The 21,657-nt window shown below is 64.3% G+C and carries 23 protein-coding genes; 4 read left to right on the top strand and 19 right to left on the bottom strand.

Annotated features, from left to right (window positions below):
- Positions 1 to 57 precede the first annotated feature (57 nt).
- Positions 58 to 615 carry an adenylate kinase gene (locus C41B8_RS04945; RefSeq protein ID WP_037334874.1) on the top strand — a complete coding sequence of 186 codons (558 nt, stop codon included), beginning with the start codon at positions 58 to 60 and terminating at the stop codon, positions 613 to 615.
- Between the two features lie 49 nt (positions 616 to 664).
- Here C41B8_RS04945 and rnd read toward each other — a convergent pair whose 3' ends face one another.
- Positions 665 to 1,831, bottom strand: coding sequence for a ribonuclease D (gene rnd, locus C41B8_RS04940; RefSeq protein ID WP_051883089.1), 1,167 nt, complete (start codon positions 1,829 to 1,831; stop codon positions 665 to 667).
- Between the two features lie 17 nt (positions 1,832 to 1,848).
- Here rnd and C41B8_RS04935 point away from each other — a divergent pair, with 17 nt between their 5' ends.
- Together C41B8_RS04935 and mpl are read left to right on the top strand one after the other, a co-directional pair.
- Positions 1,849 to 2,379: a hypothetical protein gene (locus C41B8_RS04935; RefSeq protein ID WP_037334871.1), complete on the top strand. Its 531-nt coding sequence runs from the start codon at positions 1,849 to 1,851 to the stop codon at positions 2,377 to 2,379.
- 33 nt (positions 2,380 to 2,412) lie between these two features.
- The gene (gene mpl, locus C41B8_RS04930; protein ID WP_037334868.1) at positions 2,413 to 3,768 is read left to right on the top strand and encodes a UDP-N-acetylmuramate:L-alanyl-gamma-D-glutamyl-meso-diaminopimelate ligase; all 1,356 of its coding nucleotides are present in this window, start codon (positions 2,413 to 2,415) and stop codon (positions 3,766 to 3,768) included.
- 468 nt (positions 3,769 to 4,236) lie between these two features.
- Here mpl and C41B8_RS04925 read toward each other — a convergent pair whose 3' ends face one another.
- From C41B8_RS04925 to C41B8_RS04910, 4 genes are all read right to left on the bottom strand, one after another.
- The gene (locus C41B8_RS04925; protein ID WP_037334865.1) at positions 4,237 to 4,527 is read right to left on the bottom strand and encodes an EF-hand domain-containing protein; all 291 of its coding nucleotides are present in this window, start codon (positions 4,525 to 4,527) and stop codon (positions 4,237 to 4,239) included.
- 288 nt (positions 4,528 to 4,815) lie between these two features.
- Positions 4,816 to 6,180: a sigma 54-interacting transcriptional regulator gene (locus C41B8_RS04920; RefSeq protein ID WP_037334862.1), complete on the bottom strand. Its 1,365-nt coding sequence runs from the start codon at positions 6,178 to 6,180 to the stop codon at positions 4,816 to 4,818.
- Positions 6,177 to 6,731: a hypothetical protein gene (locus tag C41B8_RS04915; RefSeq protein ID WP_037334860.1), complete on the bottom strand. Its 555-nt coding sequence runs from the start codon at positions 6,729 to 6,731 to the stop codon at positions 6,177 to 6,179. Before C41B8_RS04915 ends, C41B8_RS04920 begins: the two co-directional genes overlap by 4 nt.
- Complete coding sequence (locus C41B8_RS04910; RefSeq protein WP_037334857.1) at positions 6,718 to 8,211, bottom strand: sensor histidine kinase; 1,494 nt, start codon at positions 8,209 to 8,211, stop codon at positions 6,718 to 6,720. The genes C41B8_RS04915 and C41B8_RS04910 overlap by 14 nt, the downstream gene beginning before the upstream one ends.
- A 94-nt stretch (positions 8,212 to 8,305) precedes the next feature.
- Here C41B8_RS04910 and pmbA point away from each other — a divergent pair, with 94 nt between their 5' ends.
- Positions 8,306 to 9,670, top strand: coding sequence for a metalloprotease PmbA (gene pmbA, locus C41B8_RS04905; protein ID WP_037334855.1), 1,365 nt, complete (start codon positions 8,306 to 8,308; stop codon positions 9,668 to 9,670).
- Positions 9,671 to 9,705: 35 nt separating this feature from the next.
- Here pmbA and mgtE read toward each other — a convergent pair whose 3' ends face one another.
- The 14 genes from mgtE to C41B8_RS04835 all read right to left on the bottom strand — a co-directional run bounded on the left by mgtE (position 9,706) and on the right by C41B8_RS04835 (position 21,634).
- Positions 9,706 to 11,070 (bottom strand): magnesium transporter, encoded by a 1,365-nt coding sequence (gene mgtE, locus C41B8_RS04900; RefSeq protein ID WP_037334853.1) that lies wholly within the window; start codon positions 11,068 to 11,070, stop codon positions 9,706 to 9,708.
- Between the two features lie 118 nt (positions 11,071 to 11,188).
- Positions 11,189 to 12,928: a phosphoenolpyruvate--protein phosphotransferase gene (gene ptsP, locus C41B8_RS04895; protein WP_037334850.1), complete on the bottom strand. Its 1,740-nt coding sequence runs from the start codon at positions 12,926 to 12,928 to the stop codon at positions 11,189 to 11,191.
- 37 nt (positions 12,929 to 12,965) lie between these two features.
- The gene (locus C41B8_RS04890; RefSeq protein WP_037334847.1) at positions 12,966 to 13,235 is read right to left on the bottom strand and encodes an HPr family phosphocarrier protein; all 270 of its coding nucleotides are present in this window, start codon (positions 13,233 to 13,235) and stop codon (positions 12,966 to 12,968) included.
- A gap of 37 nt (positions 13,236 to 13,272) precedes the next feature.
- Positions 13,273 to 13,683 carry a PTS sugar transporter subunit IIA gene (locus C41B8_RS04885; protein ID WP_232225994.1) on the bottom strand — a complete coding sequence of 137 codons (411 nt, stop codon included), beginning with the start codon at positions 13,681 to 13,683 and terminating at the stop codon, positions 13,273 to 13,275.
- A gap of 406 nt (positions 13,684 to 14,089) precedes the next feature.
- On the bottom strand, positions 14,090 to 14,947 hold the full coding sequence (gene rapZ, locus C41B8_RS04880; protein WP_037334844.1) for an RNase adapter RapZ: 858 nt from the start codon (positions 14,945 to 14,947) through the stop codon (positions 14,090 to 14,092).
- A complete protein-coding gene (hprK, locus tag C41B8_RS04875; RefSeq protein WP_051883087.1) occupies positions 14,938 to 15,936 on the bottom strand; it encodes an HPr(Ser) kinase/phosphatase in 999 nt (332 codons plus the stop codon). The genes rapZ and hprK overlap by 10 nt, the downstream gene beginning before the upstream one ends.
- A 34-nt stretch (positions 15,937 to 15,970) precedes the next feature.
- Positions 15,971 to 16,435, bottom strand: a complete 465-nt coding sequence (locus tag C41B8_RS04870) for a PTS sugar transporter subunit IIA (RefSeq protein ID WP_037334841.1) — start codon at positions 16,433 to 16,435, stop codon at positions 15,971 to 15,973.
- Positions 16,436 to 16,454: 19 nt separating this feature from the next.
- Positions 16,455 to 16,781 (bottom strand): ribosome hibernation-promoting factor, HPF/YfiA family, encoded by a 327-nt coding sequence (gene hpf / locus C41B8_RS04865; RefSeq protein WP_037334838.1) that lies wholly within the window; start codon positions 16,779 to 16,781, stop codon positions 16,455 to 16,457.
- Positions 16,782 to 16,835: 54 nt separating this feature from the next.
- Positions 16,836 to 18,290, bottom strand: coding sequence for an RNA polymerase factor sigma-54 (locus C41B8_RS04860; RefSeq protein ID WP_037334836.1), 1,455 nt, complete (start codon positions 18,288 to 18,290; stop codon positions 16,836 to 16,838).
- On the bottom strand, positions 18,287 to 19,006 hold the full coding sequence (gene lptB / locus C41B8_RS04855; protein WP_037335001.1) for an LPS export ABC transporter ATP-binding protein: 720 nt from the start codon (positions 19,004 to 19,006) through the stop codon (positions 18,287 to 18,289). The genes C41B8_RS04860 and lptB overlap by 4 nt, the downstream gene beginning before the upstream one ends.
- A gap of 41 nt (positions 19,007 to 19,047) precedes the next feature.
- The gene (gene lptA, locus C41B8_RS04850) at positions 19,048 to 19,599 is read right to left on the bottom strand and encodes a lipopolysaccharide transport periplasmic protein LptA (RefSeq protein WP_198025051.1); all 552 of its coding nucleotides are present in this window, start codon (positions 19,597 to 19,599) and stop codon (positions 19,048 to 19,050) included.
- Entirely contained in the window at positions 19,580 to 20,134 is a 555-nt protein-coding gene (lptC, locus tag C41B8_RS04845; protein WP_037334830.1) for an LPS export ABC transporter periplasmic protein LptC, read from the bottom strand. The genes lptA and lptC overlap by 20 nt, the downstream gene beginning before the upstream one ends.
- Position 20,135: 1 nt before the next feature.
- Complete coding sequence (locus tag C41B8_RS04840; RefSeq protein WP_037334828.1) at positions 20,136 to 20,660, bottom strand: KdsC family phosphatase; 525 nt, start codon at positions 20,658 to 20,660, stop codon at positions 20,136 to 20,138.
- Positions 20,657 to 21,634, bottom strand: coding sequence for a KpsF/GutQ family sugar-phosphate isomerase (locus tag C41B8_RS04835; RefSeq protein WP_037334825.1), 978 nt, complete (start codon positions 21,632 to 21,634; stop codon positions 20,657 to 20,659). Before C41B8_RS04835 ends, C41B8_RS04840 begins: the two co-directional genes overlap by 4 nt.
- Positions 21,635 to 21,657 lie beyond the last annotated feature (23 nt).

The raw sequence follows: 21,657 nt of genomic DNA, 5'->3' as shown, positions 1-21,657 counted from the left end.
TTCAGTTTGCGCGGCGGCCACCACCCAAGAAATCCAAGGTCTTTTGGCGGAGATATCATGCTGAAAATCGTGCTGCTGGGCGCGCCCGGCTCGGGCAAGGGAACGCAAAGCGCCAAGCTTGTCGAGGAGTACGGCGTGCCGCAGATCTCGACGGGGGATCTGCTGCGCACAGCGGTGGCCGACCAGACCGAGCTTGGCCTCAAGGCCAAGACAGCGATGGATGCCGGCGAGCTGGTATCCGACGATATCGTGGTCGGCATGATCCGGGAGCGTCTGAACCAGCCGGATACCGAAAACGGCTTCATTCTCGACGGTTTCCCGCGCAGCGAAGCGCAGGCGGAGACGCTTGACGAACTGCTCGGCGAGCTCGATCGCCCGTTGCAGTGCGTCGTGCATCTGAAAGTCGACAACGAAGAGATCGTCCAGCGTCTGATGGCACGCGGTCGGGCCGACGACAACGAAGAAACGATTCGGAACCGGTTGTCGGTCTATCAGGAACAGACGCAGCCGCTGGTGGCCTATTACGAGCAGCAAGGTCTGCTCAAGCCGGTCGCCGGCGTCGGCACGGTCGACGAGATCTACGCCCGAATCAAGGCCGCGCTCGCCGACGTCTGATTCCCGTTGCGCTGCCGGCCGCCGGCCGGCAGCGCAACGATTGCTGTAGCTACGATTGGGCCGCGTCGGCCTGGGCCGTCTCGATGGCGTCGACGACGGCATGGCCGGCGACTTCCGCGCGCCATCCGCGCAGAAGACGCCCGTCGCGCCGACCGGCCACGATGGCAGCGATATCGGCCCGGCTGGCGACTGCCGCTGGCGGAATATCGGCCGCCTCGGCCGCCCGGGTGAGCGCCCGCATCCCGGTCTTGATCCGACGACGCGTGATCTCGTCTGGCGGTCCCGCGTTTGGGTCCAGTACCTCCGATGGGCGTGCCCGGCCGCGTTCTACACAGGCCAGTAGTTCGTCCCCGTAGCGTTCCAGCGTCCTGGATGGCAGGTCCGGGGTATCGGCCAGTTCGAGATCTGTCTCGGGTTGGTTCTCGGCGATCGCGATCAGTGGGGCGTCGGCGAGAATCCAGCGCCGCGGCCGATCGCTGGCCATGGCCTGGCGTTCCCGCCAGTCGGCGAGTTCGGCCAGGACCTGTTGTGCGCTCGGCGCGAGCCGGTTCCAGGCCTTGATGCGTCGCCATGCCGCACTTGGATCGACATCGAACCGATCTGGCTCGACCATGCGTTCGAAATCGTCGGCCAGCCAGTCGAGTCGGCCGGCGGCGGCCAGCGCCTGACACAGGACCTGATAAGCCACGGACAGATAGCGGACATCGTCCGCTGCGTAATCGAGGGCGCCCTCCGGCAGCGGACGCTTGCTCCAGTCGGTGCGCGTATGGCCCTTGGGCAGTTTTTTGTCGAGCAGGGCGTCGACCAGCCGGGCATAGCCCATTTGGTCATCGAAGCCGAGCAGCGGTGCGGCGACCTGCGTATCGAATATCGAAGCCGGCATGGCTCCGAAGGTATGGTAGAGCACCTCCAGATCCTGCTCGGCGGAATGAAACACCTTGCGCACGTCGCTTGCCGTGAGCAAATCCGCCAGCGGGCGCAGGTCGGATAGCGCAAGCACGTCGATTAGCGCGACGCGATCGGTATCGGCGATCTGGACTAGACAGAGCTTCGGATAGTACGTCCGTTCGCGCAGGAACTCCGTATCGACGGCGATCCACTCGCGCGAGGCCAGTTCTGCCACAAGGTCGGCCAGCGCGAGGTCGTCGTCTATCGTGACGACGCCGCCGGGCGCCTTCGGTATCATGCGCTTGGCTTCATCGAGCTTTTCGTTCATAGGATCTCGCGTTGACCATGGAATTTGCCCGCCGACTCGCCGACCTCATGTTGTTTCGCCGCGGGCCGCAGGACATGCCCGGCGATCAGTCGTCGCTGGTGGTCAGCATAGCGGCTTATTGTATCGTTCTGTTCATTCAGGTCGCCTTGGTCGGGTCATTGGCCGGTGCGCTGGTGCAAGCCGGGCTGGCGACGCTCATGCTCGGTCTTTACGCCGCGACTATTCTGCGCCTGCGTGGCCTGTCGAATCGCTTCAACCAGACGGCGACTTCGTTGTTTTCGTCGGGGGCGGTGCTGACGCTGATCATGTTGGCGCCCACGCACGCCCTGCGGCCGTATCTTGACGCCCTGCGGAGCGCGACCGATCCGTCGCAGGTGCCGATGCCGTCGCCGTTGTTCGCGCTGGTGTATCTGGTGGTGGGCATCTGGGGCCTGGCGATCTATACCCATATCTATCGCAACGCGCTTGGCGTGCCGATCGTGCTGGGCGTTGCCGTGACCCTCGGTTTCGAGGTTCTGCTGATGCTGGTCTTTTCGGTACTCGGCTGACCCGCACACGCTGCACCGCTACGAGAGCTCGTCATGCATATCCATATTCTGGGAATCGGCGGCACCTTCATGGCCGGGGTGGCGTTGCTGGCACGCGCTGCCGGGCACGAGGTGACCGGGTCCGACCAGGGCCTGTATCCGCCCATGAGCACCCAGCTGGCTGAAGCCGGTATCGACGTGATGGAAGGGTACGACCCGGCGCATCTCGAGCCGGCGCCGGACCAGGTGGTGGTGGGCAACGCCATGGCGCGCGGCAACCCGGCGGTAGAAGCCATGCTCGATCGAGGCCTGGCTTATACCTCCGGGCCGCAGTGGTTGGCCGACAACGTCCTCGCGGGCCGCTGGGTGCTGGCGGTGGCCGGCACCCATGGCAAGACCACGACGGCGAGCATGCTGGCCCATATCCTGATTGATCAGGGGTTGGCACCGGGCTGGTTGATCGGCGGGATTGCGGCCGATCTCGGTACGTCGGCGGCGCTGGGCGACTCGAAGTTCTTCGTGGTCGAAGCCGACGAATACGATACGGCCTTCTTCGACAAGCGATCGAAATTCGTCCATTACCGCCCGCGGACGCTCATTCTCAACAATCTCGAATTCGATCACGCCGATATATTCGACGATCTCGCGGCGATTCAACGGCAGTTCCATCACCTGCTGCGGACCGTGCCCGGCTCGGGATGCATCGTGCATAACGCGGCCGATACGGCGCTCGATGCGGTGATTGCGCAAGGCTGCTGGACTCCGCGGGTCGCGTTCAACGGCGCGGCTGGCTGGCATGTTGAGCCGCTGAGCCCGGATTACGGTCAGCTGCGCATTCGCCAGGGCGACGCGACGGTCGGCGAATTGAACTGGGCACTCAAAGGCGCACATAACGCGGCCAACGCCTGTGCGGCGATCGCGGCGGCGGAGCATGCGGGTATCGAGCCCACGGCGGCGATCGCAGCGCTCGGCCGCTTCCACGGCGTCAAACGGCGTCTGGAGCTGCGCGGCACGCCAGGCGGCGTCGCGGTCTATGACGATTTCGCTCATCACCCAACGGCTATTCGGACCACGCTCGAGGGCGTGGCCGCGAGCCGCGAGCGTGGCCGGATACTCGTGGCGTTCGAGCCACGTTCGAACACCATGCGTGCCGGTGTCCATGAGGCTACCCTGGCTGCCAGTTTCGAATACGCCGACCGGGTTTACGGCTACGACGCCGGCATCACCTGGGATCTGGCGCATGCCATGGCGCCGCTCGGTGACCGCTTCCAGGCGATCGACGATGTCGACGCCCTGGTGGCTGCGATCGCCGCGGATGCACGGCCCGATGATGTCGTGATCGTGATGAGCAATGGCGGGTTCGGCGGGATTCACGACAAGCTGCTTGCGGCATTGGCCGATCGCGACTGAGCGTTGTATCGGGCGTCCTGATCCGCGAGCGTAGCGGTCCGCGTGGTACCGCATGATCGGCGTCTTCGTTTGCCGGGACGCGTTCGGCGTACTTCCATCACACTTCGACAGATGCCGCGCCTCGTGGTTACGAACCGTCCGGGGCGAGGTGCCGGCTGGTGCCGATGAAGCACTGGGCCGGAACGTCGTGCATAAAAAAAGGCCGCGCAAGGCGGCCTCGAGGGGCTGATAACAGCCTGAGCTATTTCTTATCGTTAATTCGCCGCGTCGGGCCGGGCTACGCCGAGGCACGAGGGGGGGACCGGGAGAAACTCCGACCCGACCGGCGAAACGGGTGCATGATTACGTGGATGGCGGTTTAAATCGCACTGGCCGGGCCGTTAACGCCGAGGCACGAGGGGGGACCGGGGGAACCGGCCCGACCAGGCGAAACCGTATCGCGTAATCACGCGAACACTTTGCAACGAATCACGAACCGCCGTTTTGGCTTTCAGCCTGCCGGCGTTTCATGTGTCGTTCGTACTGCTTGAACTCCTTTTTCGTCACTTTGCCGTCACCGTTCGCATCCATCTGGTCGAACTTCTGAGCCCATGGCGTCGTCGCGACTTCGTCGCGAGTCAACGCCCCATCGCTATTGGCGTCCATGGACGCCCAAGCCGCCGGGGCATGGGCCGCGCCGTCCTGGGTGCCGGCATATCCCGCGACCCAGGGGCCAGCGAGTAATAGAGCCGCCGTCAGGACCGCGAGGAAGTTCGTCATCAGTGCGTCAGGTGCCGTTTTTTGTCCGAATCTAAGTCTCTGTATAGCAACCCCTGTGCCATGATTTTAATGTTTTTTAAAATCATGATCTTACGTGGTGTTTCGGGAGGTTCGCGAACTGGGCGTCGCCGTACCGCGTCACGTGATGGCAAAAACCGTCGCCAATTGGAGACGGTTGCGGCGGAATGTTTTTAAGTGTCTGTTATAAAAAGAAAAATGTTGTCGTCAAAAAGCAACGCTTGAGACGGGAACAGCGCAGGTCGTTGTCGTCTACAGGCAACAGGCGATTCAATGTTTGAATTGCGCCGGGTCGATGGCGTGACGGTTCAACAGCTTGTAGAACTCGGTACGGTTGCGCTGTGCCAGTCGGGCACTACGCGCGACGTTGCCTTCCGTAATCCGCAGCAGCTGGACGAGATAATCGTGGACGAACTCGTCGCGAGCCTGGGCCAGAGGGCGGATGCTGGAGGTCGAGGCGTCGGGGTCGCCGTGTTGGGCCAGGGCCTTGTCCACGGCCGCACGTCCGATCACGGGGCCGCGGGTGAGAGCGACGTTATGTTCGACCACATTCGACAACTGACGGATATTGCCCGGCCAGGTGTATGCCGTCAGTCGCTCCATGGCATCGGGCGCATAAACCTTTGGCCGCTGGCCGGCGCGGCGGGCGAGGCGGTCGAGGAAATGACGCACTAACGGCGCAATATCCTCAGGACGCTGCGCCAGCGAGGGCAGGGCGAGGCTCACGACGGCGAGACGATAGTACAGATCCTCCCGGAACGCGCCTTCGGCGATTGCCTCATCCAAATTGCGATGGGTGGCCGATATGACACGCACATCCACCGGGATACTGTGGCGACCGCCGACCGGCCGGACTTCGCGTTCCTGTAATACGCGCAAGAGTTTGACTTGAAGCGCGATCGGCATGTCGCCGATTTCGTCCAGAAATATGGTGCCGCCTTCGGCCGAGCGAAACAGCCCGGGTTGCGCGCTCTTAGCGTCGGTGAATGCGCCTTTTTCATGGCCGAACAACTCGGACTCGAGCAATTGTTCGGGCATGGCCCCGCAGTTCAGTGCCACGAACGAATGTTCCGCGCGCGGACTGGCTTCGTGCATGACCCGCGCCATGACTTCCTTGCCGGTGCCGGATTCGCCGGTAATCAGAATGCTGCTGTCGGTTTCGGCCACCATGCGGGCTTCGGCCAGGCGTTCCCGCATCATGGGCGAGCGGGTGACGATGCGTGCTTGCCAGATACTGTCCCAATCACGCGCCGGCATGCCGCCCTGGGCCAGCGCCTGGTCGACGCGTGCCAGAAGCGTTTCTTTGTCGACGGGCTTGGCCAGGAAGTCGAGCGCGCCGGCCTGAGTGGCCGAGACTGCATCCGGGATGGTGCCGTGCGCGGTGATGACGATCACCGGGACGTTGGGATGATTGATCGACAGGCGCTGCAACAGATCGAGCCCGTCCATGCCGTCCATGCGCAGGTCGGTGATGACGCATTCGGCACCGAATTCGCCCAGCACTTCGAGCGCCCGGTCGGCACTTTCGACGCTGGCCACGGTGTGGCCGACGCCCTCGAGTCGAATGGTCATCAGTCGACGAAGGCTGGGGTCGTCGTCGACCAGTAGCAGGCGGCCTTTGCGGTGTTCGGTCACGGACGATTCTCGACGGTATCCAGGCGATCTTCGATATGCGATAGCGCCTTGAGTTTGTTCTGCGCGTTGGACAAGCGGGACTTGAGGTCCGCGATTTGGCGGTCGGCCTCGTCGGTCTCGTCATCCTGAGTGAGTTCGCCATACAAGCGGGCGTAGTCGCTTAAGTATTGGCGCGCATCCGGGTCCCAAGGGGCCGGCTTGGTATCGAGCGCCAGGCGCGCATACCGCGCCGCCTCGTCGGGTGTGTAGAGCCGTTGATGCGGCGAGCCGAGCGCCAGTGCGAGATAGGCATAGGATACCGCGCCAGGGGCCGTGCGGACCTGGCGCCGCGCGGCGCGCACGGCGGCTTCGCGACCGGCCGGCGTGGTCCGGGCCAGACGGCGTGCATAGCCGAGTAGGGTCAGGGCCGGGGCCGACAGTTCCGTCGAGGTTTGTTGCGACGCATGCGGGGGGCGGGCCTCCTCGTGTGCGCAGCCGGTCGTCGCCAGGCTCAGGGCGAGCCCCAGCGCAGCAAGAAGTGCGTGCCCGCTGCGCTTCTCAGGCCAGCGCATTCTGGGGCGGAATATAGACATGAAAAACACTGCGGCAGCCGCCACGCTCGACCACGTCGGCATGTCCGCCATGTGCTTGAGCACAATCGCGAACCACCGAGAGTCCAATGCCCGTGCCCTTGACGGCCGAGGCGGTGCCGGGCGTGCTGCTGCCGCGCACGAAAGCCTCGAAGATACGTTCGCGTTCGGCCGGCGCCACGCCTGGCCCATCATCCGATACATATAAATCCGTCCCCCCTCGCGTGTCGTGCTCGACCTCGATACGGATGGTGCCGCCGGCCGGCGAATACTTGACCGCGTTGGCCAGCAGATTATCGACGATCAAATGCAGGCGATCCGCATCCGCTGTCAGCCAAACGGACGAGCGTGGGCGCTCGACGTTTAGGCCACGTGCCTCGATGGCCAGCTTCTGGCGTTCGATCATGCGTGCGATCAGCGCGGCCAGATCGCATTCCGCGTACTCCAACCGGGACCGCTGCTGCTGCCACGCCGCGGAATTCAAAAGATTGTCGATCAGCGTCGCCAGATCCTGACTGTTGCTCTGCAGAATCGTGGCGACTTCATGTTGTTCCTGGCTCAACCGCCCAACCGAGCCGTCCGCGAGTAGTTCCGTTCCTTCGCGAATACTGGCGAGCGGCGTCTTCAGTTCGTGCGACATATGTCGGATGAACTGCTGTTTCTCCTCATCGAGCGTGGCCAGCCGCTGGCGCATCCAGTCCAGGCGTTCGCCCAGCCGATCGAGCTCCGACGCCGGAGCGACGATCGAAACCGGCCGCGAAAAATCACCCGTTCCCAAGTGCGCGACCGCATCCAGGATCTGGCGTAACGGCCGCGTTATCACGAAGGTTAAAAATAACCCAAGTGCGATTGCCGCGGGAATCAGGGCGAACACGCAGACCAGTAGAAATAGTCGGGCATGACGGGCGGTGCTCTGCAGGCGATCGAGTTCCTGGTCGACGAACTGCGTGCCTTGATCGGCGATCGCGTCGGTGGCATCGCGGATGCTGTTCAACGTCGCGATCACATTGTTGGTCTGTTGATCGCCGGTGCCGAGTTGCGTCGCCAGCGAGGCCACCTGCGTGCGCAGTTTCGATAGATTCCAGCTCGGCACCGTGTCCAAATGCAAACTCGCCAGGGACTTCAATTCGGTTTCGAAATCCTTGGCCTGGCTCGCAAAGCGTTGCAGCAAATCGTCGCTGCCGAGCACGCGATACTGGCGAGCGCTGCGTTCCATGCCGATCAGCAGGCTATTGAGCCGCTTGCTGTCGCGGGTGACGGCGACGCCTTGCATCACCAGGCGCTCGCTCTGTGTATTGAGACGGTTCACGTACACCACGCTGGCCACGATCGCGACCATCAGGGGTGTCGCCACGACCGCGAAGCTGGCCAGGACCAGGCCGTTGATCGAGCGCGGCCGCAGTAGAACGCCAAGCAGGCGGCGGTGTGCCGAAGTCTTGTTGTGAGGGTCGTGTCGCGGCATGGCGCCAGCATAACCGCTAGGCGGCGCGCACGCGTATTGCGCGGGCCACGGCGAGACGGCTATTTTGGCGGTTTGACTGTCCGGACAATCCTGCATGACCGAGCCTGCCGTCGTCTCTGCCGATACCCGCGAACTGCCGACATCGGACGCCTTGCGCGAGTCGTTGAACTCGATGCTGGCACGGGCCGCCCGGGCAGGCGCGGATGCCGCCGAGGCCAGTCTGTCGGCCTCGCGCAGCTTGTCGGTCTCGGTACGTGATCGGGCGCGGGAAACGCTCGAATACGAAGGCGATCGAAGCGCGGCAGTCACCGTCTATCGGGGCCAAGCCAGCGGCAGCGCTTCGACCACTGACCTCACGCCCGCCGGCCTGGCGGCGGCGCTCGATCAGGCCCTGACCATTGCGCGCTTCACCGAGCCCGACGAATACGCCGGCCTAGCCGAGGCGCATCTGATGGCGCGCGACTGGCCGGATCTGGCGCTCTACAACCCGTGGTCGCTGACCCCGGACGCCGCCCAGGATATGGCGTTGGCCGTGGAAGCCGCGGCGCTGGATGCCGACGCGCGCATCGCCCAGACCGAGGGCGCGACAGTGGCCACCCAGGACGCGATCAGCGCCTATGGCAACAGCCATGGTTTTATCGGTATCGAGCGCGCCAGTCGTCATGCGGCGTCCTGTACCGCGATTGCGCGCGACAGCAACGGCCGGATGCAGCGCGAGATCGCGTTCTCCCAGGCTCGACGCGCCGAGGAATTGTTGGCGCCCGCCGAGATCGGACGGCTAGCGGCCGATCGTGCGCTGGCCCGGTTGGGCGCGCGCGCTGTGCCGACCACGACCGCGCCGGTACTGTTCACGCCGCGCGTCGCGCGCAGCCTCTGGGGGCATCTGTTTGGCGCGATCAGCGGTGGCTCGCTGTATCGCAATGCCAGTTTTCTCAAAGACCGCATCGATCAACGTATCGCCGTGCCCACGCTGACCTTGCGTCAGGTGCCGCATCGTCGTCACGGTCTGGCCAGCACCGGGTTTGATGACGACGGCGTGGCGACCACCGAACGCGACCTGGTCGCCGGCGGCGTGCTGCGATCCTATTTGCTCTCGGCCTATTCCGCGCGCCGACTGGGGCTCACGACCACAGGTAATGCCGGCGGCGTATTCAACGTCGATGTGGCGCCGGGGCAGGATGACTTCGAGACGTTGGTTTCGGCCATGGGCCGCGGGCTGGTCGTCACCGAGCTGATGGGCCAGGGCGTGAATCTGGTCAACGGCGATTATTCGCGCGGGGCGGCCGGCTGGTGGGTAGAAAACGGCGAGCTGGCCTATCCAGTCGAGAATGCGACCGTCGCCGGTAATCTGGCCGAGATGTACAACGGCATCGCCGCCCTGGGCAATGACGTCGAATATCAGAGCGCGCTGCGCACGCCCTCGGTGGTGATCGATCGGATGACCATCGCCGGGCAGTGATGGGGTGGGCGCCCGGCCGCGGGTGATACGCCGGATCAGTGCAACAGAAACAGGGTGCCCAGGCCGAGGAAGGACGCGAAGCCGATGACGTCGGTAAAGGTCGTCAGCACGACCGAGCCGGCCAGCGCCGGATCGATGCCCATCTTCTTCATCGCCAGCGGGATGGCGACACCAGTCACGGCCGCGTTGAGATGGTTGATGACCAGCGCGGCCGCCATGATCACGGCGAGACCGAGCTGGTGGAACCAGACGAAGGCGATGCCGCCGACCACCACGCCCCACAGAATGCCGTTGATGAGTGCGACGGCCAGCTCCTTGACCAGCAGGGCGCGAGCGTTGGCAAAGCCGATCTGGCCGAGCGACAGGCCGCGAATCATCAGCGTGAGTGTTTGCGAGCCGCCGATGCCGCCCATGCTGGCGACGATCGGCATCAGCACGGCCAGCGCCACGATCTTGGACAAGGCGTCCGAGAACAGCCCCACCACTTCCGACGCCAGGAACGCCGTGGCGAGATTGGTGCCGAGCCAGATCGCGCGCCGGCGCGCGCTGCGTCCGATCGGTGCGAACACGTCTTCTTCCTCGTCGAGACCGGCCAGGCTCATGATGCTGTGCTCGGCTTCGTCCCGAATCACGTCCACCACGTCGTCGATCGTGATCCGGCCGACCAGGCCGCCTTCCGGGTCCACGACCGGCGCCGAGATCAAGTCCAGGTCCTGAAACCGTTTGGCGACCTGTGCGGCCGGCATGTCCACCGCCAGCGCGTCGATATCGGTGTTCATCACCTCCGAAACATCGCGCTCGGGATCGAGCGTGACCAGCTTGGCCAGCGGCAGCATGCCGAGGTAGCGGCCATAGCGCGAGACCACGAACAACGCATCGGTATCGTCGGGCAGCGAGGCGCGCTGCTTGAGATAACGCGACACCACGTCCAGTGAGACGTCCGGACGGACCGTGATGGTGTCGTTGTTCATCAGGCCGCCGGCTGAATCCGGCGCGTAGGACATCACGACCTTGAGCCGCTCGCGATTCTGCACGTCCATCGAGCGCAGCATTTCGCGCGTGACCTGCTCGGGCAGGTCTTCGACCAGATCCGCCAGATCGTCGATCGGCATGCCCTCGGTCGCCGCGAGCAGTGTCTCGCGGTCGAGCGAATCGATCAGTTCGGCGCGCACCTCGTCGTTGACGTGCAGCAGCGTTTCGCCGTGATCCTCGTCGGGTACGAGTGCCCAGACCACTTCACGCTTGGCGCGCGGGATGGACTCCAGGAAGAGGGCGATTTCGGCTGGCGACAGCGAGGCCAGCATCGGTTTGAGCCGACGCATGCGGCCCGATTGCAGGGCCGCATCCAGCGAGGCCAGGCGCTCTTCGAGCACATCGGTCTTGACGGCGGGCTCGCTCATGCGACGGCCTTGGCAGTGGGGCGGGCAGAGTTACAACATAGCGAAAACCGGGCTTTTTTTCAGCCGCTCATACCCGTGGCCGGGCCCGCGGCCGGTATGAAAGCAAACCCGCCATGGATTAGTCGATGCTCTCGCGCGTGAGCCCGTCGAGCGCCTCGCGGTAGGTATTGGCGTCGGTCAGGGAAAGAATTTCGGCCGTGCGCCGGCGCAACCGATCTACATCCGCCCCCATGACCGCGCGTTTGACTTCGAGCACGCTGGCCGGATGCATGGAGAATTCGGTCAGACCGAGCCCCAGCAACAGTGGGGTATAGCGCTTGTCCGAGGCCATTTCGCCGCACATCGATACGCCGATGCCGGCCGCGCGCCCGGCGTCGATCGTCATGCGGATCAACCCCAGTACGGCCGGATGCAGCGGGTCGTAGAGATAATTGATCTCGTCGTCGATACGATCGATGGCCAGGGTGTACTGGATCAGGTCGTTGGTACCCAGCGAGAAGAAGTCGCAGTAGCGCGCGAGCGTCGGCGCGGCCAGCGCCGCTGCCGGGACTTCGATCATGGCGCCCACCGGCAGATCGCGATCGTAGGCGATGCCCTCGTCATCCAGTTCCGCGGCGACCTCGCCGATGAGATGACGCGCCTGGCGTATTTCGGACACGGTAGAGATCATGGGCAGCATGATGCGCATGCGCCCCTCGGCCGAGGCCCGCAGCAACGCCCGGAGCTGGGTGCGAAACAGCGCGGTTTCCTTGAGACAGAGTCGGATCGCGCGCAGGCCGAGGGCCGGGTTCGGCGAGACCTTGTCCGGCCGGCCGAGACTCTTGTCGGCCCCGGCGTCCAGCGTACGAATGGTGACCGGGCCGTCGATCGCGGCCACCACCTGGCGGTAGACCTCGAACTGCTCGTCCTCGCTCGGCGAATCGTCGCGATTCATGAACAGGAACTCGGTGCGATACAGTCCGACCCCCTCGGCGCCGACCTTGCCGGCCTCGATCGCATCGCCGGGCAGTTCGACGTTGGCGAGCATGGTCACACGCACGCCGTCAGCGGAGACCGCGTCTTCGTCGCGCAGCACGGCGAGCATGCGCTGGTAGCGTGCGTCGCGCTGTTGTCGATGCCGGTAGAAGGCAAGCGCCGCTTCGTCGGGATCAGCCAGCAGATGGCCGGCCTCGCCGTCGACGATGACGTTTTCTTCGTCGGCGAGGATGCGACGCGCGCCCACGGCGCCCATCAACGCCGGGATACGCAGGCTGCGCGCCAGAATCGCGCTGTGCGACAGCGGCCCGCCGTGTTCGGTGACCACCGCAGCCACGCCCTGCTGGTGCAACAGGATGATATCGGCCGGCGTGAGTTCGTCGGCGACGATGACCGGCCGTGGGCCGGCCTCGTCGGTGGGGCAGCCGCCGATCGGGTGTTCCTGATTGAGCAAGACACGCTGCAGCCGCGCGGTCACGTGAGCGATATCGTCGCGCCGGGTGCGTAGATAACTGTCGTCCATCTGCTCGAAGACGTCGATCAGTTCCTCGGCCTGCAGTTTGAGCGCCCATTCAGCGTTGACCCGATCATCGCGGATTCGCGCGGTCACCGTCTCGATCAGTGCCGCATCGTCCATCATCAACAGATGAGTCTCGATGAAAGCGCCGATTTCGGATGGGGCGTTGGCCGGAATCTGATCGCGCACCGCGGCCAGCTGTTCACGCGCTTCGCGCGCGGCGGCGTTGAAGCGCGCGATCTCGTCCTCGATCGCCTCGGCGCCGATATGGTACTCGGGAATATCCAGATCGGTGCCATGCATGCGATGCACGGGCCCGATCGCGACCCCGCGCGAGGCGCCAATGGCCGACAGCCAAAGACTCATCGGAAACCGCCCGGTGTCGGCGTGCGCCGCGGCACGATCACTGGGCCTCGCCGAAGCGATCGGCAACCAGGGCATCGAGGGCATCCAGCGCTTCGTTGGCGTCGTCTCCCTCGGCACTCACATGAATGGTGCTGCCGCGTGCGGCTGCGAGCATCATCACGCCCATGATCGATTTCCCCGATACCTCGCGGCCGTCCTTGGTCACGGTGATGCGCGATTCGAACTGCGAGGCGACCGTGACGAATTTACTGGCCGCGCGTGCATGGAGGCCCAGCTTGTTGACGATCGACAAATCGCGAGTTGGCATGAGTTGGCTCTTGTTTGTTGTGGTAACCAGTGGATGATCAATGCACGCGCGCCACGCTGCGCTGGCCCGCTGCCACCGCGGATTCGGCCAGTTCAGCCAGGCTCATGCCCGGATAGTTGTAGCTGCGGATCAGCATGGCCAGATTCGCTCCGGTAACGAGCGCGACCCGGTCACGGTTCTGTGCTGCGGCATGCGCAATCCGATACGGCGTCGCCCCCATGACATCGATGAGTATCAGCACGCCCGCGCCGCTGTCCAGCGCATCGATGGCCGCGGCCACATCGCGCTCGACGCCTTCGGGATCGTCTTTGGCTGAAACACTGATGATGCGGGTCGGCCGAACCAGCGCGCCGATTACGTGGCGCGCGGCCGCCAGCAGCGCCTCCGGCAGGCCGGCATGGCCGACCAGGATCAGGCCGGGCATCGGTTCCGGGGTCGCAGAGGGCATGTCAGTGGTCATGGATTATCGCGGGTTTGAACACGGCCCGGCGTGGGCCAACCGTGTCGGCGGCAGATTCGACATCGACTATCGCACAGCATTTCGCTTACGACAGGCCAGGCGCGACGCACTTGGAGCTCAGACGCTGGCGCGCTGAGGTTCGGTGCCCGCCAAGCGTGCGGTTGTGACGGTAGACGAAACGGCGCCCGCGCGACGCCGGACGACGATAACCCCGGAAAACGCGTCCGTCCTGCGCTACCGTGCTGGGTTGCGGCCAAGCCCATACCGCGATGATCGATACGCCTTGAATGGGCGTTGTCGTGTTCCGTTCATGCCTGCCGGCGCGGCACTCAACCCGGCGAGGCCGGCGGCTCGATCTCGCGACAGCGAACGTGATGCCGGGCGTCCGTCGCAATCAGTGCAGTTCGTTATGGCGGACCAGGACGTTCGCGTACTGGCGCCGTAAATGTTCGGTGATCTGCTCGGCAAGGTAGACCGAGCGATGCTTGCCGCCGGTACAGCCGATCGCGACCGTAATATAGGTTCGGTCCTCACGCGCGAAGTCGGGTAGCCAGCGGGTAAGAAAGCGCACGATATCGTCGCGCATTTCGTGGGTCGCCGGTTGCGCGGCCAGATGCTCGGCTACGGCCGCGTCCTGACCGGTCAGCGCGCGCAACTCCGGAACCCAGTGCGGATTGGGCAGGCAGCGCACGTCGAACACGAAATCGACCGCGGGCGGCAGGCCGTACTTGAAACCGAACGACTGGACGAGGATCGACAATTCGCCGCTGGACGAGCCTTCGACGCGGTTGCGGATGATGTCGCGCAGCTGATGGATGTTCAGTCGGCTGGTATCGATCGAGATATCGGCCTTGGAGGCGATGGGCTGCGTGAGTTCGGTGTCGAGCGCGACCGCATCAATCAGCGAGCGCTGATCGTTGGATAGCGGGTGCTTGCGCCGGGTCTCGGAGTAGCGCCGCAGGATGGTGTCTTCGTCGGCATAGAGATAGATGATCTCGATATCGAGATCGTCACTGCGAAGCGCATCGATGCGTTCGCTGAATTCGGCGATCTCAGTTTGCCGGGCGCGTGAGTCCACGCCGATCGCGAGCCGATCGAAATCCAGCCCCTGGCGGCGCAGCGTGTCCGCCGAGACTTCACGCAGCAGGCCCAGCGGCAGGTTGTCGATGCAGTAATAGCCCAGGTCTTCGAGCATGTTCAGCGCCACGGATTTACCGGCGCCGGCCAGCCCGCTGACGACGATCAGTCGCATGAACTTACTCCTGTCGGGTCTGCGCCGATGACCTGGGCCTGGCGTGCGGCGAACTGTTCGTCACTGTATTGGCCCTGCATGCGCAGCAGATGATCGCGTGCGGCGGCTTCCACTAGCACCGACAGGTTATGTCCGACGGCCACGGGCAATGTGATCTCGGGTATAGAGGTATCCAGAATTTCGCGCGTGGCGCGGGCGCCGGTCAAGCGATCCGGCGGCGTGGCGTCGCCGGTATCACCGCGCACGAGACGGATGATCAGGCCAAGCTGCTTACGGCGTTTGATGGCGGCCTCGCCGAACATGGCCCGGATGTTCAGAATGCCGAGCCCGCGAACTTCCAGAAAATCCTGCAACAAGGGCGGGCAGCCGCCGTTGAGATCGTCGGGGCCGAGCAGCACGAATTCGGGGGCGTCATCGGCCACCAGTCGATGGCCGCGGTTGATGAGTTCCAGCGCGAGTTCGGATTTGCCCACGCCGGGGTCGCCCACCAGCAGCAGGCCGATCGACAGCACTTCCAGGAACACGCCGTGCAGGGTGATCTGGCGGGCCAGGGTCTCGCCGAGAAAATGGCGCAGTCGATAGGCGACGTGATGGCCGCTGGTCGGGGTTGTAAACACGGCGATGCCGGCTGCGCGCAGGGCGTCGTGAAGATAAGCCGGCAGGGTTTGCGCGTCGGCGACCACGACCAGCCGGGTGGCGCCTTCGGTCAGCTGGTGCCGCAGATGCACAGCGAGTTCATCGGACAGCCCGGCCAGATAAGCGATTTCCGGATGGCCGACGATCTGCACCTGCGGTGGGTGAATGAAATTGAGATAGCCCACGGTCGGCACGCGCCAACCGCCGTGCTGGGTGGCCCCCAGCGTGCCGGCCGCGCCGATCGTCGGTTCCGGCCAGCGCAGCTGCAGCGAGTCGGCCAGCCGCTCGTACAGCGTTTCGATGTCGACCCGTCGATCAGCGTCCTCGCGGGCCTCGGCGCGGGGGTTGTCCATAGGCGGGCGGTCCGTGATCGCGTGGGGCGCGGGGCTATATGACGATCGTGTCGTGATCGAGCAGGGCGCGATAGAGGCTGCGGTCGTCGCCAGCTTCACGCAGATCGGAGAGCGTGTCGGCTTCGGAGAAGATCTCGGCGAGTTGGCGCAGCAGTTTCAAGTGCTCGTCGGTCGCGTCTTCGGGCACCAGAAGACCGAAGATCAGATCCACCGGCTGGTCGTCGGTGGCTTCGAAATCCACGCCCTGCGGCAAACGAATAAAGGCGCCAATGCAGTCGTCGATGCCTTTGAGGCGCGCGTGGGGAATGGCCACGCCATCCCCCACGCCGGTACTGCCGAGTTTTTCACGGCCGATCAGCCCGTTGAATACGTCGGCGGCGGTCAGGTAAGGCGTGCCCTCGGCCAGGATATCGGCCAGCTGTTCCAGGGCACGTTTCTTGGACTGCACGTCGGCGGCGAGCTGGACCCGATCGGGCGCGACGATATCGGCGATATTCATGATGATGGGCGTCGAACGGCTAGTCCGTGCTCATATCGATGTGACGCGCCTGGCGATTGTGATGATCGCAGGCTTTTTCCTTGTGCCGCAGCGTCTGGCGATCGAGCTTGTCGACCATGCAGTCGATGGCGGCGTACATATCTTCCTTGGTGGCCTCGGCGTGCAGCGTCGCACCCCGGAGTTGCATGGTCACCTCGGCCTTGTGCCGTAGTTTTTCGACTTCGAGAACCACTTCGGCGTCGAGCACATGATCGAAATGGCGCTCGATGCGTTCCATCTTTGAGGCCACGTACTGATGCAGGGCATTGGTCATATCGACGTGGTGGCCGGAGATGTTCAGGTTCATCGCGTACTCCTTGGCAGCGTGTGTGGACGAACAAGGATTAACATGCGTTCGGGGTCACCCCGCCTTACGCCGGCGCTCGTGCGACGGCGGAATGGACAGGGCCTCACGATATTTGGCGACCGTACGGCGGGCGACACGAATGCCGTTGTCGAGCAGGGCTTCGGCAAGCTTGCTGTCGGACAAGGGCTTGTTCGGGGCCTCAGTGGCGACCATGCGTTTGATCATGGCCTGGATCGCCGTGGCCGAGGCCGAGCCGCCGTCGGTGGTGGAAACGTGGCTGGAAAAGAAATACTTGAGTTCGAAGATGCCGCGCGGCGTCTGCATGTACTTGTTGGCCGTCGCCCGCGATACGGTCGATTCGTGTATATCGAGTTGTTCGGCCACGTCGCGCAACACCAGCGGTTTCATTGCCTCTTCGCCATATTCCAGAAAAGCACGCTGGGCTTCAACTATGCAATGCGCCACTTCCAGCAGGGTATCGTTACGCGATTTCAGGCTGTTGAGGAAGAACCGCGCCTCCTGCAGATGGGATTTCAGCGTGGTCTGGTCGGCGGATTTGTCCGCTCGCTTGATCAATGCCAGGTACTGGCTGTTGATACGCAGCTTGGGCGCGATGTCGGCGTTGAGCGCGACGTGCCAGCCCTCAGCGCTTCGGGTGACGAACACCTCAGGAATGACGTAATCGGACTCGTGCTGGGTGAAAGCCTCGCCGGGATGGGGCTGCAAGGTCTGGATCAGCGCGACGGCCACTTCGAGATCGTCGCGTGACACCGACAGACGGCGTGCCAGCGCGTCGCGATTCGGGGTTGCCAGCTGTTCCAGCGACTCGCGCCGGACCAGGGTCAGCGCCAGATCGCGGCCGGGCGCGTCTGCGGGCAGGCCGCGCAGCTGGATGGCCAGGCATTCGGCCAGGCTGCGACCGGCCACGCCGGGCGGATCGAAGTCCTGGATCGCGAGCAGCACGGCCTCGACGCGCTCGGGCGCGATCTCGAACTCGTCGGCGATGCGCGCCCCGACGTCGTCCCAGTCGAGCAACAGGCCATTATTGTCGATGGCATCGATGATCACCGCCGCGATCGCACGCTGATCGGCCGTGAACGAGTGCATGTCCGCCTGCCAGGTCAGGTGCGCATGCAGATCGGGCGTGCTCGACAGATTGGCCTGGCGATAGTCCCAGTAGTCTTCGTCGTCGGCGGTCGGGGCGGGTGACGCCGGCGCCGCCGAGCCCGCGTAGATATCGTTCCAGTCGGCATCCACCGGGAGGTTTTCGGGGATCTCGCTGTCCTTGCCCGAGGCCTGTTCGCGTTCACGCTTGCGCGCCTCGGCGGCCTCGTTGGAATCGATTTCGTCGTGGCCGTCGTCGGCCTCGAGCATGACGTTGGACTCGAGCGCATCCTGGATCTCGGTTTTCAGATCCAGGGTCGACAGCTGCAGCATGCGAATGGCCTGCTGCAGCGCTGGCGTCATCGTCAGCGTCTGTCCCAGATTCAGACCGAGCGTCTGCTTCATAGCCGAAAGTCCTCGCCGAGATAGACGTCGCGGACCTTCTGATCGGCCAGGATATGCTCCCCCTGGCCTTCGGCAATGACCGAGCCGTCGGCCAGGATATAAGCCCGGTCGCAGATCGACAGGGTCTCACGAACGTTGTGGTCGGTGATCAGCACGCCGATGCCACGATTCTGTAGATGACGGATGATGCTGCGGATATCGCCGATCGAGATCGGATCGATGCCCGCGAACGGCTCGTCCAGCAGCATGAAGGTGGGTCGAGCGGCCAGCGCGCGGGCGATTTCCACCCGCCGCCGTTCGCCGCCGGACAGATTCAGGCCCTTGGAGTCGGCGATATGGCCGATCGAAAGCTCATCGAGCAGCTCCGAAAGCTCGCGTTCGATGCCGGCCCGGTCCAGGTCCTTCCGAACCTGCAGAATGGCCCGGATATTGTCGGCAACGGTCAGCTTGCGGAATACCGAGGCTTCCTGGGGCAGATAGCCAATGCCCATCTGCGACCGTCGATGCATCGGCAGGCCGACGAGATTGTGCCCACCCAGGTCGAGGGTGCCGCTGTCCGGCGTCACCAGCCCCACGATCATGTAGAACGACGTGGTCTTGCCGGCCCCGTTGGGCCCGAGCAGCCCGACGACTTCGCCTCGCGCCACACGCAGATCGACATCGCGTACCACGTCGCGCCCTTTGTAGCGCTTGCGCAGGCCGGTCGCGGTAAGCACCGCGTCCTCGGCCATAGGCGTCTGGGATGCCGCGGCCGCCATCAGGAACCGTCTTGGTTGGCGGGCTGGATCGTGATGTGCACGCGCTCGTCCTTGCCCTGGCCACGCTCGGCGTGCGTGGCGCCAGTATCGACATTGTGAGTAATCACCGCGCCGCGGATCTGATCGCCGTTGCGATTGATTACGGCGTCGCCACGCAGGGTGATCACCGAGCTGGCATTGCTGTATTCGATCTGTTGGGCATGTCCGGTCACGACTTCGTTATCGCTCGAATCGGGCTGTTTGTCGATATGGGCCGGGTCGCCGGTGAGTACTGCCTTGATTTGATGCTTATCGTTCATCTGCGTGACGACGAGCTTGTTGCCGGTCAGCGTCAGTCCGCCGCGCGTGAGGTGTACGTTGCCGGTGTAAGTGCTCACCCCCGATTTCTGGGTGAAGTCGGCGTTATTGGCCTGGATGTTGATCGGCAGCTTCTGCTTCGACGAATCGCTGGTGGCGGCCAGGGTCAGCGCTGGTGTCAGCGCGGCGACCAGCAGCGCCAGCGCGATCAACGTCGACCGCGGCGCGCGGTGCTCAGGGCGAGTAGGTGACATGCACATTATTCAACAGTTTCAGCTTGTTCGTATCCAGGTTGATCAGCATGCCGTCCCCGGTGACTTTCTGCCCGGGCTCGATGGCAGTGACCCGTGCGTCCGAGTCGACCCGGTTGGCCTTGGGCCGGACCCAGGCATGCGATGTGGTCACCTTCACCATGTTCCCGTTAACGCGCGGATGATGAATCACCACGCCGTCGTAGAGGTACAGGTCGCGCTGGCCCGCCGGGACGCGTCCCTTGGCGGCATGCAGGTTCCAGTAGGTCTTCGTGCCTTTAAGGTAGTGTACGTCAATATCGGAAAGGCGAGCCGAGTCGTCCGCGAAGTGCAGGACTTGGCCGACTTTCATGCGATAGGTCAGCTGGCCCTGCTTGGAGAGTTGGTACACCGTGGCGCCCTGCATGTAGTAGTCGCTGTCGTCCGGGGTATGTACGGCGCCCGGTTTGGGGCCGGAATGCTTGAGCGAGCCCAGCCAGCTGCCGGCGCCGAGCAGAATCACGCATACCACCGCCAGTATCACGCCGATACGCAGCATGTCAGTCGGCCTCGACCGCGGCGATGATCAGTTCGCAGGCTTCGCGCACCGCGCCGTGGCCGCCGGGCGCGGCACTCACCCAGTGTGCGATCTCGCGGATTTCGGGCACCGCGTCGGCCACGGTCAGGGCGAGCCCGGCTGAACGCATGATGTCCAGATCCGGCAGGTCGTCCCCCATGACCGCAATCTGACCATCCGCCAGTGAGCGCGCCTCGCGCAGCTCGGCCAGCTTGGCCGTCTTGTCGTCACATGCCATATGAACTTCCTGCACGCCGAGATCGGCCAGCCGTGCGGCCACTGGCGGCGAGGGACGCCCGCTGATCACCGCGATTTCGACGCCGGCCGCGCTCAGGCGTTTCAAGCCGAGGCCGTCGCGGATGTGCATGGTCTTGGTTTCGCCGCCATCCGGGCCGAGATAGAGCCGGCCGTCGGTCATCACGCCGTCGACGTCGAACACCGCCAAGCGAATACCGGCCGCGCGTTGTGCCGGTGTCAGCGCCTCATCAGGTCGATCCAGAAACGTCATATCACACCGGCCCGTAGCAGATCCTGCATGTTGAGTGCGCCGATCGGGCGCGTATCGTCGTCGACCACCATCAGCGCGCCACCGCCGATGCGGTGAGTTTCCAGTAGCCGTACGGCTTCCGCGGCCAGGACGTCGGGGCCGACCGTCTTCGGACTGTGGGTCATGTAGTCGGCGATCACGGCGCGCTTGATGTCGAGGTCGCGGTCCAGCGCGCGGCGCAGGTCGCCGTCGGTGAATAGCCCGATCAGTCGACCCTCGGCGTCGGTCACGCCGGTCATGCCGAGCCCCTTGGCGGTCATCTCCAACAGCGCTTCGCGCATCATGGCGTGCTCGTTCACGAGCGGTAGCGCCTCGTCCGTGTGCATGACGTCGGCGACGGTTAGCAGCAGACGCCGGCCGAGCGAGCCGCCGGGGTGGCTGCGGGCGAAATCCTCGGCCGTGAAGTTGCGGGCTTCGAGCAGGGCGATGGCCAGCGCGTCGCCCATGACCAGGGCTGCGGTGGTCGATGAGGTGGGCGCGAGTTCGAGCGGGCAGGCCTCGACTTCGACCGAGACATCCAGATGAACATGCGAGCGGCTGGCCAAGGTCGACTCCGGCTTGCCCGTCATCGCAATAAGCGGCACGCCCAGCCGTCCAAGCAACGGCAAAATAGTCAGAATCTCGCCGGTCTCGCCGGAATAGGACAGGGCGATGACCACGTCGTGTGCGGTGATCATGCCCAGATCGCCGTGGCTGGCTTCGCCCGGATGCACGAAAAACGCCGGCGTGCCGGTCGACGCCAGGGTGGCGGCCAGCTTGCCGGCAATATGCCCGGATTTGCCCATCCCGGTGACGATCACGCGGCCGGTACAGTGCATGATGAGATCGGCTGCACGAGCGAAGTTCTCGTCGATGCGGGCTTCCAGCGCCGCGGCGGCGGCGGCTTCGATATTAACGGTGCGCCGTCCGGCGGCGATCAGGGTGTCGGCTTCCATGGCGGCATTCTATCGCAGGCAAG

The sequence above is a fragment of the Salinisphaera hydrothermalis C41B8 genome (assembly GCF_000732535.1).
In the GTDB taxonomy this organism is placed as follows: Bacteria; Pseudomonadota; Gammaproteobacteria; order Nevskiales; family Salinisphaeraceae; genus Salinisphaera; species Salinisphaera hydrothermalis.
This window is presented reverse-complemented; position numbering and strand designations above follow the sequence as displayed.

Coding starts and splice junctions, on each gene's coding strand:
- C41B8_RS04945 (WP_037334874.1), top strand. CDS start 58: ATGCTGAAAATCGTGCTGCTGGGCGCGCCCGGCTCGGGCAAGGGAACG.
- rnd (WP_051883089.1), bottom strand. CDS start 1,831: ATGAACGAAAAGCTCGATGAAGCCAAGCGCATGATACCGAAGGCGCCC.
- C41B8_RS04935 (WP_037334871.1), top strand. CDS start 1,849: ATGGAATTTGCCCGCCGACTCGCCGACCTCATGTTGTTTCGCCGCGGG.
- mpl (WP_037334868.1), top strand. CDS start 2,413: ATGCATATCCATATTCTGGGAATCGGCGGCACCTTCATGGCCGGGGTG.
- C41B8_RS04925 (WP_037334865.1), bottom strand. CDS start 4,527: ATGACGAACTTCCTCGCGGTCCTGACGGCGGCTCTATTACTCGCTGGC.
- C41B8_RS04915 (WP_037334860.1), bottom strand. CDS start 6,731: ATGCGCTGGCCTGAGAAGCGCAGCGGGCACGCACTTCTTGCTGCGCTG.
- C41B8_RS04910 (WP_037334857.1), bottom strand. CDS start 8,211: ATGCCGCGACACGACCCTCACAACAAGACTTCGGCACACCGCCGCCTG.
- pmbA (WP_037334855.1), top strand. CDS start 8,306: ATGACCGAGCCTGCCGTCGTCTCTGCCGATACCCGCGAACTGCCGACA.
- mgtE (WP_037334853.1), bottom strand. CDS start 11,070: ATGAGCGAGCCCGCCGTCAAGACCGATGTGCTCGAAGAGCGCCTGGCC.
- ptsP (WP_037334850.1), bottom strand. CDS start 12,928: ATGAGTCTTTGGCTGTCGGCCATTGGCGCCTCGCGCGGGGTCGCGATC.
- C41B8_RS04890 (WP_037334847.1), bottom strand. CDS start 13,235: ATGCCAACTCGCGATTTGTCGATCGTCAACAAGCTGGGCCTCCATGCA.
- C41B8_RS04885 (WP_232225994.1), bottom strand. CDS start 13,683: ATGCCCTCTGCGACCCCGGAACCGATGCCCGGCCTGATCCTGGTCGGC.
- rapZ (WP_037334844.1), bottom strand. CDS start 14,947: ATGCGACTGATCGTCGTCAGCGGGCTGGCCGGCGCCGGTAAATCCGTG.
- hprK (WP_051883087.1), bottom strand. CDS start 15,936: ATGGACAACCCCCGCGCCGAGGCCCGCGAGGACGCTGATCGACGGGTC.
- C41B8_RS04870 (WP_037334841.1), bottom strand. CDS start 16,435: ATGAATATCGCCGATATCGTCGCGCCCGATCGGGTCCAGCTCGCCGCC.
- hpf (WP_037334838.1), bottom strand. CDS start 16,781: ATGAACCTGAACATCTCCGGCCACCACGTCGATATGACCAATGCCCTG.
- C41B8_RS04860 (WP_037334836.1), bottom strand. CDS start 18,290: ATGAAGCAGACGCTCGGTCTGAATCTGGGACAGACGCTGACGATGACG.
- lptA (WP_198025051.1), bottom strand. CDS start 19,599: ATGTCACCTACTCGCCCTGAGCACCGCGCGCCGCGGTCGACGTTGATC.
- lptC (WP_037334830.1), bottom strand. CDS start 20,134: ATGCTGCGTATCGGCGTGATACTGGCGGTGGTATGCGTGATTCTGCTC.
- C41B8_RS04840 (WP_037334828.1), bottom strand. CDS start 20,660: ATGACGTTTCTGGATCGACCTGATGAGGCGCTGACACCGGCACAACGC.
- C41B8_RS04835 (WP_037334825.1), bottom strand. CDS start 21,634: ATGGAAGCCGACACCCTGATCGCCGCCGGACGGCGCACCGTTAATATC.